This window comes from Sulfuricella denitrificans skB26 (assembly GCF_000297055.2).
Classification (GTDB): domain Bacteria; phylum Pseudomonadota; class Gammaproteobacteria; order Burkholderiales; family Sulfuricellaceae; genus Sulfuricella; species Sulfuricella denitrificans.
In genome coordinates this window covers 2,679,467-2,694,541 of the sequence record NC_022357.1, presented here as the reverse complement: position 1 = coordinate 2,694,541, position 15,075 = coordinate 2,679,467, and the positions used below count along the sequence as shown (strand labels likewise).

Genomic DNA, 15,075 nt, shown 5'->3' with positions numbered 1-15,075 from the left:
TAATGGACGGGGTCTTTGTTTTTTGCGGGAATTGATTTTTGTCAGTGATGGTTATGGAATATTCAGATAATCTTATATTCCGGATGGAACGAATTTGAATGTTTTTAGCCCAATGACGAGGATTGACAGGATTGGATTGTGAAGATGAAAAACTTGCAAGCAGGTGAAAACTCCGAAGAGTTGTTCCAGAAACGGATTCCGATATACCCTCGATCGGTAAAAGGCACTTTCCGCACCTTCAAGACGTCCGTACTGGTGCTGGCATACGCCGTCTATTTTCTCCTGCCCTGGCTGCCTTGGGCACGCCATGATGCGCCCGCGCAAGCCGTATTGTTCGACATGGTGGGCCGCCGCTTTTTCATCTTTGACCTGGTGTTCTATCCGCAGGATCTGATCTCTCTCTCGCTACTGATGTTCATTGCCGCGGCCCTGCTATTTTTCACAACCGGTCTGGTAGGGAGGGCATTCTGCGGCTATTTCTGCTTCCAGACGTTGTGGACGGATGCTTTTATTTTTATCGAAAAATGGGTTCAGGGTGAGCGCCCGGCCCGCATCCGTCTTCACAAGCAGCCATGGAATGCGGAGAAGGTGGCCAAATACGGTGCCACACACGGCTTGTGGCTGCTTCTGGCCTTCATTACCGCCTACAGTTTCATCATGTACTTCGGTTATGCGCCCGAGCTGACCCAGCGCTTCTTTACTGTCGATCTGCCTTTTGTGGCCTATTTCACCGTGTTGATTTTAACCGTGACCACTTACGTGGCGGCTGCACTGGCACGCGAACAGGTATGCATTTACATGTGCCCCTATGCGCGTTTTCAGGGTGTGATGTACGAGCCGGAAACCTTGGCGCCCTACTATGATTTACAGCGCGGCGAGGGCACGGCAGGGCGAGCCGTACCGCGTGCAGGCAGCAAGACCCGCGAGGAGCGACATGCCAAGGGAATAGGTGATTGTATCGATTGCGGTTTTTGCGTGCAGGTGTGTCCAGCGGGTATCGACATCCGCAAAGGGTTGCAATACCAGTGCATTTCCTGTGGTTTGTGTGTCGATGCCTGCAACAACATTATGGATTCAGTCGGTTACCCCAAGGGACTGATTCGCTATGATTCGGAAATCAACATCGAAAGCAAGAATCCGGGCAAGCCACATCTGGACTGGCTGCGCTTGCGCACCCTGGGCTATGGCGTGGCGATACTCGTGATGGTGGGTTTGCTGGTATACAATATTACCTCTCGTTCCGAGATTGAGCTTTCCATCCAGCCGGTGCGCCAGCCGCTGTTCGTTGTGTTGTCGAACGGGGATATCCGCAACCGTTACCAGATACACATTACCAACAAGTCGCAAGACGTGCAGGAATACCGCATCAGTGTGCATGGGATTCCGGAGGGTGCAGTGGACTTGGGAGAGATGAGCAAGGTTAGTGTGCGCCAGGGCAAGAGTTTGATGGTGCTGGCGAACGTCAAGCTTCCTCCCGCCATGGTGAGCAAGGTGAGTGAAATAGAATTTGTCATTACACCGCTGAAAAACCCGGATCAGGCAGTCATAAAGAAAGTTCGCTTTTACGCCAAACATGAAGGATAAATAGGTGACAGTAACCTTGTTCGGAGGGGCGGCGCTAATCGCTCTGTTGTATTTTGGCCTGCGGTTTGTCGGCGTTTCCAATTACTGGCGCGGCGTGATCAGCGGAGCTTTGCCGACATTGGCAATCATGTTCTACAGTCTGAGCCACTGGCCCGGCGGTGACGTAGTGGCACTGCATCTGGCGCTGTACGTCGCTACGGCGATCGTGCTGACCTTGACGGGAGATCGAAAAGCAGGGGCACCGCGGCAGCGGATGCACTGGATTCCGAAGATTATCGTCGGTTTCTTTCTGACGCTGGCGCTTTTGATGGCAGCATTTGTAACAATTTCAATCAGTGGCTTGCCCCCTTCGATTGCCAAATGGGTCATGCCTAATGCGGGAGACAAGCCCGTATATACCGGTTTCTCCGGAGAGGTTCCGCACGACGAGGCAGCGGCCAAGGTTGTCAGTCAGTACATGAAGAAATCCCTGCGGCAACGAGAGCTTGGCTGGCGGATTGAGGTTGCTGGACTTGACCAGATCAAGCTCGGTCAAGCCAGTGAAGTGACCGTCAGCGCTAGCGACGAGGCGCAGCAGCCACTCGAAGGCGCGACCGTGACGCTCACCATCAAGCACCCGGCCGACGGTGCGGATATGGGAAAATCGACTAACCTGAGTGCTTCTGCGCCAGGGCGCTACCGTGCGCTGGTCGGGATGGATCGGCCTGGCCAGTGGGTGGCGGTGCTACTGATCGAGCGCGGTCAGGACAAATTCGAAACGGCAAAAGAGATTATCGTTCCGGCATTCTAATTGATGAGTAGCGCTGACAAGACGTGTTACCACTGCGCCCTGCCAGTTCCGGCCAGCGCACATTACCCAGTAATCATTGAAGGCGTGTCGCACGAGATGTGCTGTCGCGGCTGTCAGGCGGTGGCGCAGACCATCGTTGACAACGGGTTGACCGACTATTACCGGCATCGCACATCATTGCCCGGCGTTGGCCACGAAGTGGTGCCGGAGGAAGTGCAGAAACTGGCACTTTACGACCACCCCGGCATCCAGAAAAGCTTTGTCAGGCAAGAAAGCGAGCACGTCAAGGAGGCATCCCTGATCCTCGAAGGCATTACCTGCGCCGCCTGCATCTGGCTCAACGAGCGGCATCTCAAGCAACTGCCGGGCGTGCTGCAGGTTCAGGTCAACTACGCTACCCATCGCGCCCGCATTACCTGGGACGACCAGGCGATTCATCTCAGCAAGATCCTCGAAGAAATCCAGTTGCTTGGCTACAACGCTCATCCCTTCAGCGCCGAACGTCAGGAAAGCCTGCGCCGAAAGCGGCGGGCAAAAGATCTGCGCAGGATAGCGATTGCCGGGCTATCTTCCGGCCAGGTGATGATGCTGGCGGTAGCGCTGTACGCCGGCGCCGCTTTCGGCATGGAGGACAGCACAGCTGCGCTGCTGCGCTATTTCAGCCTGGTGCTGACGTTGCCGGTGGTGTTCTACGCTGCTTGGCCGTTCTACCAGAGCGCCTGGAATGCCCTGCTTGGAAAGCGCCTGAACATGGATGTGCCGGTTTCACTGGCCGTGATCGGCGCTTTCGTCGGCAGCACCTGGACCACACTACAGGGCCACGGTGTCGTGTACTACGATGCCATCACCATGTTCAGCCTGTTCCTGCTTTCCAGCCGTTTTCTTGAACATGGCGCCCAGGAAAAGTCGGTCGAAGCGGCGGAAAACTTGCTCAAGCTCGCACCTGCAATGGCTACCAAGGTATTAGATGGTGGCCAGCACCAGCCTGTGCCAGTGCTGGAGCTGAACGAGGGAGACACTATCCTGGCCAAGCCGGGCGAATCCATCGCCGCCGACGCTGAAGTGATCGAAGGCGAGAGCACGGTGGACGAGGCGCTGTTGACTGGCGAAAGCCGTCCTGTGCCGAAACGTGTCGGGGCTCCGGTGATTGCTGGCAGCATAAATCTGGAAGGGCCTCTGCTGCTGCGCGTGACGGGGGTGGGCGAAAACACCGTGCTGGCGGGTATCGTCCGTCTGCTCGACCGGGCGGTGGCGGAGAAGCCGCGCTTGGCGCAGCTTGCAGATAGAGTGGCGGGGCATTTCACGGTCGGTCTGCTGATTCTGACGGCGATAGTCGGCGCCATTTGGTGGTGGCTAGAGCCAGGGCAGGCATTCGGAATCATGCTGGCGGTGCTAGTGGTGACTTGCCCGTGCGCATTGTCGCTCGCCGCGCCGACAGCTTTCGCCGCTGCCGGATCGCATTTGCTGCGGAATGGCATATTGTTGACGCGCGGCCATGCCCTGGAAACCCTGGCTAAGGTCAATCATGTGGTCTTCGACAAGACGGGTACCCTGACCTACGGCAAGCCGGTGCTGCAGCGCACCGTCACATTTTCTGACGTAGCCGAAAATCGTTGCCTGTTGCTCGCGGCCAGCCTGGAACAGGCTTCGGAGCATCCGCTGGCACAAAGTTTTCTAAGCAGGGTCGCCGGCACGGATTTGATTGCAGTTCAGGAAGCGCAGAACCTGCCGGGCAATGGAGTCAGCGGCTGCATTGCCGGTGCGCGTTATACCCTGGGCAATGCCGCTTTAGCTGGGTTCGAGCCGGTTGCTCTGCCAAGTGATCTGCCGCAAGGTGCAACCCTGGTGTGGTTGTGTGACGAGTGGCGCTCCATGGCGGTTTTCGTGCTGTCTGATGGTCTGCGGCCACAGGCCCGCGAGCTGGTCGAGCAGCTCAAGGCTGCGCGGGTGCAGGTCACTATCCTGAGCGGTGATGCGGCCGACGCGGTGGCCCACGTTGCCACCGAGGTCGGCATCGAATCCTGGCAGGCCGCGTTGCGGCCGGAAGACAAACTCAAGGCGCTGCGCGAACTTCAGCAGCAAGGCAATGTCGTAGCCATGGTAGGTGACGGCGTCAACGATGCGCCAGTGCTGGCCGGGGCGGATGTGTCCATCGCCATGGGCGGTGGCACCCAGGTTGCACGGGCCAGCAGCGACATCGTATTGCTGACGGAGAATCTCCTGGATATCCAGCGTGCCCTGCAGACCGGCCATGCGAGTATCGCCGTGATGCGCCAGAACTTTGCTTGGGCAGTCGTTTACAATTTGCTTGCGCTGCCCTTCGCCGCAGTCGGTATGATACCGCCGTGGCTTGCCTCCATCGGCATGTCGACCAGCTCGCTGGTGGTGGTGTTGAATGCATTGCGCCTGCGCTAATTGAGGAATATGGAATGACACCGATACTGATCTATTTGCTGGGCATGGCCGCGGTGATGATTTTTGTCGCTGGTATTGGTATTTTCTGGGCGATCAAGAATGGTCAGTTCGAGGACATGGAAGGCCCGGCCCAGCGCATCCTGATGGATGACGACGACCCTCGAATTCCGCGGTACGCAGATTCTCGATCTAAGAGGCAAAAAGTTGACGTAGCGGGGTGAAAGGAATAGGGCTTTGAGCTAGAATTACCCCATTCTGAAAAATGGTTTTTGGCGGATTTTTAATTAAGGAGATGACAATGGCTAAATTTGTGATGCCTATCGTGGTGGCTTTGATGGTTTGGAGCTATATCAGCTTTTTTTCCGTAATTCTGGCCTGATCAGGCATCGGAATGCCCAAACAAAAAGGGCGGGGCGCGAAATGCGCCCCGCCCTTTTTTTGACGCGGTGAGAGGTCAGGTGGCCTCAGCTACAATCGCTGTTTTCATTTTCTGTAAGGCTTTTTGCTCGATCTGGCGAATGCGTTCCGCGGACACGCCATACTCAGCAGCGAGCTCATGCAGTGTGGAGCTCGCGTCCTCGGTGAGCCAGCGCGCCTCGATGATGCGGCGACTGCGGTCGTCGAGGCCCTGCAAAGCGCTGGACAGGCCGCGTTCGCGCTGCTGGCTGGTTTGTTCCTGCTCCAGCAGGGCCGCCGGTTCGTTGGTTGCGTCGGCCGCAAGATAGGCGATCGGGCCGGTGCCTTCATCCTCGTCACCGCCGTGAGTTTCCATGGAGATATCCTGACCGCCCATGCGGCTTTCCATTTCCACCACTTCCTCCGGCTTCACGCCCAAGTCTTTTGCGATGCTGTTAACCTCATCCGGGCCGAGGTAGCCGAGTCCCTTTTTCATGCTGCGCAGATTGAAGAACAGTTTGCGCTGCGCCTTGGTGGTGGCGACCTTGACCAGGCGCCAGTTGCGCAGGATGTATTCGTGCATCTCGGCGCGGATCCAGTGGATGGCAAAGGAAACCAGGCGCACGCCGCGCTCACCGTCGAAGCGGCGCACGGCTTTCATCAGGCCGATATTGCCTTCCTGAATCAGGTCCGCCTGGGGCAGGCCGTAACCCATGTAGCCGCGTGCGATGTTCACGACCACGCGCAGGTGTGAAACCACCAGCATCCGTGCTGCTTCCACATCGTTGTCGCGCTTCAGTCGTAACGCCAGCTCTTGTTCTTCCTCGGCACTTAACACTGGCATTGCCTTGACCGACTGGATATAGCTTTCCAGGCTGCCGGCAGCAGAAGGGATGGAAATGGCTAATAAAGCATTCGTCATAAGATTATTCCTCCAATGTTTTTTATTCTAGCACTCGGGGAATGAGAGTGCCAAATAGTCGAAAAAGTTCGTTGGAAAAATTCAGCGCATTCCCTCGTGCGGCAGAAATATCCGAGTAATATTGTCAACTATACTAACTCACGACTATATTAGTCAATAATTATATTAAAAAAGTGGGTCAGAACTGATTTGACGTTAGCAAAAGTAGTCTGCAACTCGACTCTCAGACTTGAGGCATGGAACTTATGCTCTGGGCTCGATCCGGCGCAAATGCCTTCCTACCGCCAGAAACGCACCGAGCCAGCCGAGCAGAGAGGAAAACAGCAGCAGGCTGAGAATATCGACCGAATCCAGTGGAAGCAGGCGAAATTGGGTGGTGTAGAGTTTCGCTAGGTCGGCTATGCCCACATTGAGCAGTTGCAGGCCAAGACTGACGATGAGCCAGGCAGCGATGCCACCGCCCAAGCCCTGCAGCGCACCATGGTAGAGGAAGGGGCGGCGGATAAAAGCGTCGGTCGCGCCGATTAGCGTGCTGACCTCAATTTCTTCACGCTGTGACAGAATTTGCAGACGGATGGTATTGCTGGTAATCACTACCAGGGCAAAACCGAGCAGGATGGCAAGAATCAGGGTGACATCGCGGCCAAGGCGTACCATGGCGTTAAGTCGTTCTGCCCAGGCCGTATCCAGCAATACCTTGTCTACTTTAGGTAACTTGGTTAGATCCTTGCGCAGCTTTTCAAGCTCACCAGGATTGATGTTTTTGGGTTCGATCACGAAAGCGTCCGGCAGCGGGTTCCGCTCCAGCCCCGCCGCTACGTCCACCAGCCCCGTGCTTTGCAGCAGTTCCTGCAAAGCACGGTCGCGCGGGATGAAGCGGAATTGCTTGATGGTATTGAGTTCCTTCAGTCGCGACTCGACTTGTCGGGTGCTGCCGGCATCGGCGCCAACGGACATGAACACGGTGATCTGGGGTTCCAGGCTGACGTTGTCGGCAACTGCCTTGACGTTTTCGATCAGCGTATAAAGGCCAAGCGGCAAGCTGAGCGTGACGCCAAAGACCATCATGGCGAGCAAGCTGGAAAAAGGCGCACGAACGAAGCGGCCGAGGATCAGACCCAAGGCGAGGCGGTGTTGGCTGAGCCAGTTCATGATAGCTCCCCCTGCTTCAGGTGTAACACCCGGCTGCTGTAGCGTGTGATTAGCGATTCGTCATGGGTGGCGATCAAAAGCGTGACGCCAACCTGGTTGAAGGATTTGAACATTTCCATGATTTCGCCGGCATATTCGGCGTCAAGGTTGCCGGTAGGCTCGTCGGCCAGCACGATGGTCGGGCGGTTAACGATCGCCCGAGCCACGCACAGGCGCTGCTGTTCGCCACCGGAAAGGGAAATCGGGCTCGCCTTTTCCAGTCCCAGCAATTTCACCTTGTCGAGTGCGGCGCGGGCGCGCTTCATGCCTTCGGCGCGAGGCAGGCCGGCAATATCCAGCGGCAGGATGACGTTTTCCAGCACGTTGCGGTCATAGAGCAGTTTGTGATCCTGGAAGACTAGGCCGAAGTTTCGGCGCAGGTAGGGTACGGCGCTGCGGCGCAGCTTGCCGATGTTCTGGCCGCTTACCACCACGCTGCCGGATGAGGGTTTCTCGATTGCGGCCACCAGTTTCAGCAAGGTACTCTTGCCGGCGCCAGTTGGCCCGGTGATGAAGGCCATTTCGCCGGCTTCGATGGTGAAGCTGAGGTTTTTCAGTGCCTCATGGCCGCCTGGGTAGCGTTTGTAAACCTGGCTGAAAGAAATCATTCAAACAGTGCCTCAACAAATTCCTTGGCGACAAAGGGTCGCAGATCATCAAGTTGCTCGCCGACGCCGATGAACCTCACCGGGATCGGGCGGGTCTTGGCGATAGCGGCGATGACGCCGCCCCTGGCTGTGCCGTCGAGCTTGGTCAGGACCAGCCCGGACACCTGTAGTGCATCGTCGAAGGATTTGACCTGGGCGATGGCGTTCTGGCCGGTGTTGGCGTCGAGCACCAGGATGGTTTCGTGGGGTGCGCCCGGTTCGGCCTTGGCGATGACGCGCTTGATCTTTCTTAGTTCTTCCATCAGGTGCAACTGGGTGGGCAGTCGTCCGGCGGTGTCTGCCAGCACGATGTCGATGCCGCGCGCGCGCGCTGCCTGGATCGCGTCGAAGATCACGGCAGCGGAGTCCTGGCCTTCCTGGGTGATGACCGTGACATTGTTGCGTTCTCCCCATACCTGCAGTTGTTCGCGCGCTGCAGCGCGGAAGGTGTCGCCGGCGGCGAGCAACACCGATTTTCCCTGGGCCTGAAAATATTTGGCCAGCTTGCCGATGGTGGTGGTTTTGCCGGCGCCGTTAACGCCTGTCATCATGATGACGTAGGGTTTGTGGCCGGACAGGGATAGCGGCGACTCCAACGGGGTGAGCAAGGTCTGTAGGCCATCGCGCAAAGCCTGCTTGAGTTGCGCCGCATCATCCAGCTTGTCGCGCTTGACGCGGCTTCTCAGGTCATCGAGCAGGTATTGGGTGGCGGAGACACCGACATCGGCGGAAAGCAGGACGGTTTCTAGCTCCTCGTAAAACGCCTCGTCGATCTTGCCGCCGGCGAACAGACCGGAAACCGGCGTATTCAGGATGTCCCGGGTTTTGGCTAACCCTTGTTTCAGTCTGGCCGCCCAGCCTTGGGGCTGTTCCAGGCTTTCATCGGCTTTCTTGTCGGATTTGAAGAAACTTAGCATGGGGGATGGTGGTCTCAAGGTAGGCTATAATTCACAACTTCGTCATTTTAGGCGATTAGGAGGTTTTGTGCAGCGTAAAAAAACATTGATCCGGTGCATCTGGTTGCTGGCGGCGATATTACCGTTCCAGGCCATGGCGACTGTCCATGAATACAAGCTGGCCAATGGCATGAAGGTGATCGTCAAGGAAGACCATCGTGCGCCAGTGGTGGTTTCGCAAGTATGGTATCGCGCCGGTAGCATGGATGAGTTCAATGGCACGACCGGCGTGGCGCACGTCCTGGAACACATGATGTTCAAGGGAACCAAGGCGGTCCCTGCCGGTGAGTTCTCGAAGATTGTCGCGGCGGCTGGCGGACGGGAAAACGCTTTCACCAGCCGTGATCACACGGCCTATTTTGAGCAGCTACAAAAATCGAAGCTGGAGCTTTCATTGAAACTGGAAGCCGACCGGATGCATAACCTGGTACTTTTGCCGCAGGAGTTTGCGAAAGAGATCAAGGTGGTGATGGAGGAGCGGCGAATGCGCACAGAAGACAAACCGCAGGCGCTGGTCTATGAAACACTGATGGCGGCAGCCTACGAGGCTCATCCTTACCATCACCCGATCATCGGCTGGATGAATGATCTGGAAAACATGACAGCAGACGATGCCAGGGATTGGTATCGTCGCTGGTATGCGCCAAACAATGCCACGTTGGTGGTAGTGGGAGACGTCAAACCTCAGGAGGTGCTGAAACTGGCCAAGCGTTATTTCGGCAAAATTCGTCCGGTTGCCCTGCCCCAGCGCAAACCCCAGGCCGAACCAGATCAGCGCGGCATCAAGCGTGTGACCGTTAAAGCCCCCGCCAAGCTGCCCTATCTTGCCATGAGCTACCACACGCCCTCCCTGCGAGATCCGGTTAACGACCACGAGCCTTACTCGCTGGAGGTGCTGGCAGGCGTGCTGGACGGCCATGCCTCGGCGCGACTCAATCAGGCGCTGGTGCGGGAGCAGCAGGTTGCGGTGTCGACCGGGGCCGGGTATGACCTGATTTCGCGCGGACCTTCGACGTTCATCCTGGACGGAGCCCCCGCCGAGGGCAAGAGTGTTGCCGAACTGGAAACGGCAATCCGCGAGCAGATTGAGAAGATCAAACGGGATGGGGTGACCGAGGAGGAGCTGCAGCGTGTCAAGGCACAAGTGATCGCAGCTCAGGTCTATCAGCGCGATTCGATGTTCTACCAGGCGATGCTGATCGGCGAGGTGGAAACAGCTGGACTGCCTCTGAACACGCTGGAAACGCGCCTTGAGAAACTCAAGGTGGTCACCGCCGGTCAAGTGCAGGAGGTGGCGCGCAAGTACCTGATCGACGACCGCCTTACCGTGGCGGTGCTCGACCCGCAACCGATGGATGGCGTGAAGCCGGTGAAACCTGTTTCGGGAGGACGTCATGCACATTAAATTCATGGAGTTGGTTTTTGCTGGTCTGCTGCTCGTTGCCACCGCCGCCCAAGCGGCATTGCCGATTCAGCATTGGCGGATGGACAATGGCGTGCGTGTGATTTTCATCGAGAACCACGACCTGCCGTTGCTGGATGTCAGCGTCGAGTTTCCTGCCGGTGACAGCCGGGATGACAAGTCCAGCCCGGGCCTGGCGAGCATGACGCATCATCTGCTTACCCTGGGCGCTGGAGGGATGACCGAGGAAGAGATTTCCCGTCGAATGGCCGATATCGGTGCCAGCCTGGGTGGCAGTTTCGATCAGGATCGAGCCGGACTGCGCCTGCGCACTTTGAGTGGCGAGCGGGAGCGCGGCCAGGCTTTGGAGATCATGGCCAAGTCGCTGCAATTCCCGGCTTTCCCTGAGGCGGTGCTGGCGCGGGAGAAAACCCGATCCATCGCTGAACTCAAGGAAGCCAAGACCCAACCGGACTTCATCGCTGGGAGGTTGTTCAATTCTATGATCTATGGAACCCATCCTTATGCGCTATCCTCCATGGTTGAGCCGGAATCGATCGCCGCACTGCGACGCGAGGATCTGGTTGGTTTCTACCGCGCGCATTATCGCGCTGATGAGGCAGTTGTTGCCGTGATCGGCGATGTTACTCCGGCTCAGGCCAGAGAAATTGCCGCTCAGCTAACAGCGGCTTTGCCGCGGGCTGAAGGCGAGCTGCAGTCCTTGCCAGTGGTGGCCATGTCCATGGGGGAAACTCGTAAAATAGCCCATCCCGCCACGCAGAGCCATATTCTCATCGGGCAGCCGGGCATGACGCGCACAGACCCAGATTATTTCCCGCTTTATGTCGGCAACTACATCCTGGGCGGGGGCGGCTTCGCCTCGCGTTTGATCGAGGAAGTCAGGCAAAAGCGCGGACTGGTATACAGCGTCTATAGCTATTTTCTGCCGTTGCAGCAAAGCGGGCCGTTCCAGATTGGCCTGCAGACCAAGCGTGAGCAAGCCGAAGAGGCGCTGGTCGTAGTGCGCAAAACCTTGCGGGATTTCATAGCCAAAGGGCCAACTGAGGACGAGCTGAAGAAGGCCAGGCAAAATATCGTGGGGGGCTTTCCGTTGCGATTGGACAGCAATAAAAAAATCCTCGATTACCTGGCTGTAATCGGGTTTTACCGGCTGCCACTTTCCTATCTGGATGACTTTTCCGGCAATGTTGAAAAAGTGACGGTTGCCCAAATCAGGGATGCTTTTACCCGCCGCATCCAGCCGGATAACATGGCGACCGTGGTCGTCGGTGCGGACGAGGCGAAATAGTCCTTGGTGCAGCAGAGCAAGGTCAGAATTATCGCCGGCGAATGGCGTGGCCGCCTGATCAATTTCCCGCAAGCAGAGGGTTTGCGCCCGACCCCGGATCGGGTGCGGGAAACTTTGTTCAACTGGCTGGGCCAAACATTGGACGGCATGACCTGTCTTGACCTGTTTGCCGGCAGTGGGGCGCTGGGGTTCGAAGCGCTTTCACGCGGGGCAAAACGGGTGGTGATGGTTGAACAGAACCCGCAGGCGCTGAAGGCCTTGCAGGAAAATGCGCGCAAACTCGGTGCGGATCGACTGGATCTGGTGGCGGGGGATGGGCTAAAAACTCTCTCCCGTGAAGGGAAAGCGTTCGATGTGATTTTTCTCGACCCACCTTTCCACCACGGAATTTTACCGTTATTATTGCCCCTTCTTCCGGACCGGCTCGCGACCGATGGTTTTGTTTACGCTGAAACCGAACAGGAGCTTGAGCCGGGTGAAGGATGGGAAGTCTGGCGCAACGGTCGGGCGGGTAATGTATTTTACTGTTTGCTGAAGCGAAAAACTGAAGGGCCCCATGGCGCTTAGAGCGGTTTACCCTGGTACATTCGACCCGATTACCCTCGGCCATGAGGACTTGGTACGGCGTGCTATTCGATTGTTCGACGAGGTGATCGTCGCGGTAGCGGACAGCCAGAGCAAGAAGCCCTATTTTACCGTGGAAGAGCGGGTGGCCATGGCGAGGGAAGTCCTGGCCGATGTGCCCAAGGTAACAGTGGTGGGATTTTCCGGGCTGCTGATGAATTTCTTGCGCGAGAACGATGCGCGCGTGGTGCTGCGGGGCTTGCGCGCAGTTTCGGATTTTGAATACGAATTTCAGCTGGCGGGAATGAACCGGAGCCTGTACTCCGAGGTCGAAACGGTATTCCTGACGCCATCGGATCAATATATGTTTATTTCGGCCGGCATGGTCAGGGAGATTGCGCTGCTGGGCGGGGATGTCAGCCAGTTTGTGCAACCCTCAGTCAAGGCAAGGCTGCAACACAAGATTTTTTCTTAATTTTTTGGAAGGAAACTGATATGGCTCTGATGATTACCGATGAGTGCATCAACTGTGATGTGTGTGAACCTGAGTGCCCCAACGGTGCAATTACGCAGGGAGATGAAATCTACGTGATCGACCCTAGTCTGTGCACCGAGTGCGTGGGGCACTACGACGAGCCTCAGTGCGTCAGCGTCTGTCCGGTTGATTGCTGCATCCTCGATCCCAGCCAGGTGGAAAGCAAGGAAGAGCTGCAGGCCAAGTATGAGGCGCTACAAGCCAAGGGTTAAACCAAACCTGGGTCTGGATAAAAAAACGGCGACATGGAGTCCATGTCGCCGTTTTTTATTTGGCTGAAATTTCAGGCGCTTGCCGCAACGGGCTGTGTTTCTTGCTCGTAGGCAAGCGAGTTGGCAATCTGCTGCTGCAGCAAGGACAAATCCTGCAACTGCTGGAGGATACCGCCTTCCATGTATTGCAGTTCGGAAATACGGTCCTCCAGTGTGTCGGTTGCCTTGTGGATGCGTTTGATGCTTTCCAGGCGGCGGCGCAAATGGAGTTGATGCTCGCGTACCTGGGTTTCCATCGGTGCCATGATCGCCTTCAGCCAGTTTTCCACATCCTTGTTTGCGACTTCGTATACATGCACCACCCGGTTCGCCAAGGTTTCGAAAAATTTCGTGGTGATGGAAAATTTTTCGTGAGTCAGCATGTTGAGCACGGTGTTGAAGTGCTCGTTGTAGGCTTTTTCCAGCCGGGCAATTTCCTTGTGATATTTCAGGGTCGAGAATTGGGCGGGAGCCGTCTGACTTAAGCCGTGCTCCTCGTTGAATTTCCTGTACATCGCGCCCATCATGCCCTTGATTTCTTCGACCTGTCTGGCGGATTGGGCGATGTTGTCGTTGGCGTCCTTGAAAAATTGGCTCATGGCATCGCGCATGCCCTTGGTGAATTTGGCTTCGACCATGGCGACACGGGTCTTCTTGACCTCGGTCTTGAGCGCATCCATGCCGAGGTGAGCGAACAGGATGTTGGTCTGCTGGGAGAATACGCTGCGCAGCGCCTGGAAGCGTTGCAGGCCTTTTTCGAAATCCTCCTTGTCCTTCTTCACTTTGGACATCATGTGCTCGATCACGTCTTCGTTCTTGCCGCGCAGTCCGAGCAGTTCATCCAGTTGCTCGCGTACGCCGGCAAGGCGCGCATCCAGAATCGAGCGGATGTTTTCCTCCATGTACTCGACTTCACCTCGGGTATTGTCCCGGACGATTTCCTGCTTGGAGGGGATGAGCTCGTCGCTGAGCGATTTTTCCAGCGCCAGCAAACGGCTTTTTTCGAGTAGAGGTTCGTCCTGATTGATCTTGGCGAGCAACCCCTTCTGTGCGGAAACAGGGAAGACATAATCAGGCTTGATACCGAGCAGACTGGCGCTGGTGGTGACTTGTTTGTCGAGTTCGCTTTCGATGGCCTCGGTAGTTTTTAGCTCGTCCCACAGGCCATCGATTTTGTTCAGTACCACCAGGCGACCCTTCTGGTGCCCCTGCTGGTTGCCGATGTGATTGCGCCAGACTTCGATGTCGGACTTGGTGACGCCGGTGTCGGCGGCGAGAATGAACAACACTGCATGAGCGTTGGGCAGCAGGTTCAGGGTCAGTTCCGGCTCGGTGCCGATGGCGTTGAGACCCGGCGTGTCGAGGATGACCAGGCCCTGCTTCAGCAGCGGATGCGGGAAGTTGATGATGGCATGGCGCCAGCAGGGAATGTCCACCGTGCCGTCTTCATGCACGGTAACGATGTTATTTTCATCTTTTTCGTTATACAGGCCATAGCGTGCGGCTTCATCCAGGCTGACCCGCTTGGTTTGACTCACCTGCAGGAAGGCATTGACCATGGCATCGCTCGACTCGATGTCGAGCGGCAGAATTTTCCATTCGTCGAGGTAGCGCTTGTACTCCGTGGTGGTGGTGTCGGCGCCACGGGTTTCGATGGGCAGCAACTGGATGCAGGGTTCGCGACCTTCCTCGTACATCAGTTCGGTCGGGCACATGGTGGTGCGCCCGGCGCTCGAAGGCAGCAATCGCTGGCCGTAATCGGCAAAGAAAATGGCGTTGATCAGCTCGGATTTGCCGCGCGAGAATTCGGCGACAAAGGCCACGTTGAGCTTGTCGTCGTGGAGTCGGTCGAGCAAGTGCTGGATGCGCTGATCCGTTTGCGCGTCGTTCAGTTCCTGCTCGTTGAGCCAGTTGCGAAAGTCGCCGACGTTGTCAGTCAGGCGGCTGCGCCAAGCGCTGTAGGCTTCGAAATGCGCGACCAGATCATCGTGTGCCATGTTTCCCCCGGGGGATGATTTATTCAAGTGGGTTAAACTTTATCACAAAACACAACGCAATCAACGTGATTTATCAATATTCTAAGGTGGGTATTCAACGTTACTTCTGGCAGCTG

General features: G+C 56.7%; 14 protein-coding genes. 9 read left to right on the top strand and 5 right to left on the bottom strand.

The window, feature by feature from the left end; translation table 11 throughout:
• The first annotated feature begins 144 nt into the window (after positions 1-144).
• From ccoG to ccoS, 4 genes are read left to right on the top strand one after another with little or no spacing between them, the layout of a single operon-like run.
• On the top strand, positions 145-1,584 hold the full coding sequence (ccoG, locus tag SCD_RS13085; RefSeq protein ID WP_041673506.1) for a cytochrome c oxidase accessory protein CcoG: 1,440 nt from the start codon (positions 145-147) through the stop codon (positions 1,582-1,584).
• Positions 1,585-1,588: 4 nt separating this feature from the next.
• Positions 1,589-2,374, top strand: coding sequence for a FixH family protein (locus SCD_RS13080; RefSeq protein ID WP_009207597.1), 786 nt, complete (start codon positions 1,589-1,591; stop codon positions 2,372-2,374).
• 3 nt (positions 2,375-2,377) lie between these two features.
• A complete protein-coding gene (locus SCD_RS13075; RefSeq protein ID WP_041673504.1) occupies positions 2,378-4,789 on the top strand; it encodes a heavy metal translocating P-type ATPase in 2,412 nt (803 codons plus the stop codon).
• Positions 4,790-4,803: 14 nt separating this feature from the next.
• Positions 4,804-5,010, top strand: a complete 207-nt coding sequence (ccoS, locus tag SCD_RS13070) for a cbb3-type cytochrome oxidase assembly protein CcoS (RefSeq protein ID WP_009207599.1) — start codon at positions 4,804-4,806, stop codon at positions 5,008-5,010.
• Between the two features lie 233 nt (positions 5,011-5,243).
• Here the strand turns inward: ccoS and rpoH are convergent, their stop codons facing one another.
• From rpoH to ftsY, 4 genes are all read right to left on the bottom strand, one after another.
• Positions 5,244-6,107 carry an RNA polymerase sigma factor RpoH gene (gene rpoH / locus SCD_RS13065; RefSeq protein ID WP_009207600.1) on the bottom strand — a complete coding sequence of 288 codons (864 nt, stop codon included), beginning with the start codon at positions 6,105-6,107 and terminating at the stop codon, positions 5,244-5,246.
• A 243-nt stretch (positions 6,108-6,350) separates the two neighbouring features.
• Positions 6,351-7,259 carry a permease-like cell division protein FtsX gene (gene ftsX / locus SCD_RS13060; RefSeq protein WP_009207601.1) on the bottom strand — a complete coding sequence of 303 codons (909 nt, stop codon included), beginning with the start codon at positions 7,257-7,259 and terminating at the stop codon, positions 6,351-6,353.
• A complete protein-coding gene (gene ftsE, locus SCD_RS13055; protein WP_009207602.1) occupies positions 7,256-7,906 on the bottom strand; it encodes a cell division ATP-binding protein FtsE in 651 nt (216 codons plus the stop codon). Before ftsE ends, ftsX begins: the two co-directional genes overlap by 4 nt.
• A complete protein-coding gene (gene ftsY / locus SCD_RS13050; protein WP_009207603.1) occupies positions 7,903-8,862 on the bottom strand; it encodes a signal recognition particle-docking protein FtsY in 960 nt (319 codons plus the stop codon). Before ftsY ends, ftsE begins: the two co-directional genes overlap by 4 nt.
• Positions 8,863-8,929: 67 nt before the next feature.
• On the opposite strand from ftsY, the gene SCD_RS13045 reads away from it, so the two are divergent.
• The 5 genes from SCD_RS13045 to SCD_RS13025 are packed head-to-tail and all read left to right on the top strand — an operon-like array spanning position 8,930 to position 12,923.
• Positions 8,930-10,306, top strand: coding sequence for a M16 family metallopeptidase (locus SCD_RS13045; RefSeq protein ID WP_009207604.1), 1,377 nt, complete (start codon positions 8,930-8,932; stop codon positions 10,304-10,306).
• Positions 10,296-11,612: a M16 family metallopeptidase gene (locus SCD_RS13040; RefSeq protein ID WP_009207605.1), complete on the top strand. Its 1,317-nt coding sequence runs from the start codon at positions 10,296-10,298 to the stop codon at positions 11,610-11,612. The genes SCD_RS13045 and SCD_RS13040 overlap by 11 nt, the downstream gene beginning before the upstream one ends.
• A 3-nt stretch (positions 11,613-11,615) precedes the next feature.
• Positions 11,616-12,179 carry a 16S rRNA (guanine(966)-N(2))-methyltransferase RsmD gene (gene rsmD, locus SCD_RS13035; RefSeq protein WP_009207606.1) on the top strand — a complete coding sequence of 188 codons (564 nt, stop codon included), beginning with the start codon at positions 11,616-11,618 and terminating at the stop codon, positions 12,177-12,179.
• Complete coding sequence (gene coaD, locus SCD_RS13030; RefSeq protein ID WP_009207607.1) at positions 12,169-12,651, top strand: pantetheine-phosphate adenylyltransferase; 483 nt, start codon at positions 12,169-12,171, stop codon at positions 12,649-12,651. Before rsmD ends, coaD begins: the two co-directional genes overlap by 11 nt.
• A gap of 20 nt (positions 12,652-12,671) precedes the next feature.
• Positions 12,672-12,923: a YfhL family 4Fe-4S dicluster ferredoxin gene (locus SCD_RS13025; RefSeq protein ID WP_009207608.1), complete on the top strand. Its 252-nt coding sequence runs from the start codon at positions 12,672-12,674 to the stop codon at positions 12,921-12,923.
• Positions 12,924-12,994: 71 nt separating this feature from the next.
• Here SCD_RS13025 and SCD_RS13020 read toward each other — a convergent pair whose 3' ends face one another.
• A complete protein-coding gene (locus SCD_RS13020; protein WP_009207609.1) occupies positions 12,995-14,959 on the bottom strand; it encodes a dynamin family protein in 1,965 nt (654 codons plus the stop codon).
• Between the last annotated feature and the right edge of the window lie 116 nt (positions 14,960-15,075).

Bases quoted from the DNA above. Each gene is read 5' to 3' on its own strand.
- ccoG (WP_041673506.1), top strand. From the start codon at position 145: ATGAAAAACTTGCAAGCAGGTGAAAACTCCGAAGAGTTGTTCCAGAAA.
- SCD_RS13075 (WP_041673504.1), top strand. From the start codon at position 2,378: ATGAGTAGCGCTGACAAGACGTGTTACCACTGCGCCCTGCCAGTTCCG.
- ccoS (WP_009207599.1), top strand. From the start codon at position 4,804: ATGACACCGATACTGATCTATTTGCTGGGCATGGCCGCGGTGATGATT.
- rpoH (WP_009207600.1), bottom strand. From the start codon at position 6,107: ATGACGAATGCTTTATTAGCCATTTCCATCCCTTCTGCTGCCGGCAGC.
- ftsX (WP_009207601.1), bottom strand. From the start codon at position 7,259: ATGAACTGGCTCAGCCAACACCGCCTCGCCTTGGGTCTGATCCTCGGC.
- ftsE (WP_009207602.1), bottom strand. From the start codon at position 7,906: ATGATTTCTTTCAGCCAGGTTTACAAACGCTACCCAGGCGGCCATGAG.
- ftsY (WP_009207603.1), bottom strand. From the start codon at position 8,862: ATGCTAAGTTTCTTCAAATCCGACAAGAAAGCCGATGAAAGCCTGGAA.
- SCD_RS13040 (WP_009207605.1), top strand. From the start codon at position 10,296: ATGCACATTAAATTCATGGAGTTGGTTTTTGCTGGTCTGCTGCTCGTT.
- coaD (WP_009207607.1), top strand. From the start codon at position 12,169: ATGGCGCTTAGAGCGGTTTACCCTGGTACATTCGACCCGATTACCCTC.
- SCD_RS13025 (WP_009207608.1), top strand. From the start codon at position 12,672: ATGGCTCTGATGATTACCGATGAGTGCATCAACTGTGATGTGTGTGAA.
- SCD_RS13020 (WP_009207609.1), bottom strand. From the start codon at position 14,959: ATGGCACACGATGATCTGGTCGCGCATTTCGAAGCCTACAGCGCTTGG.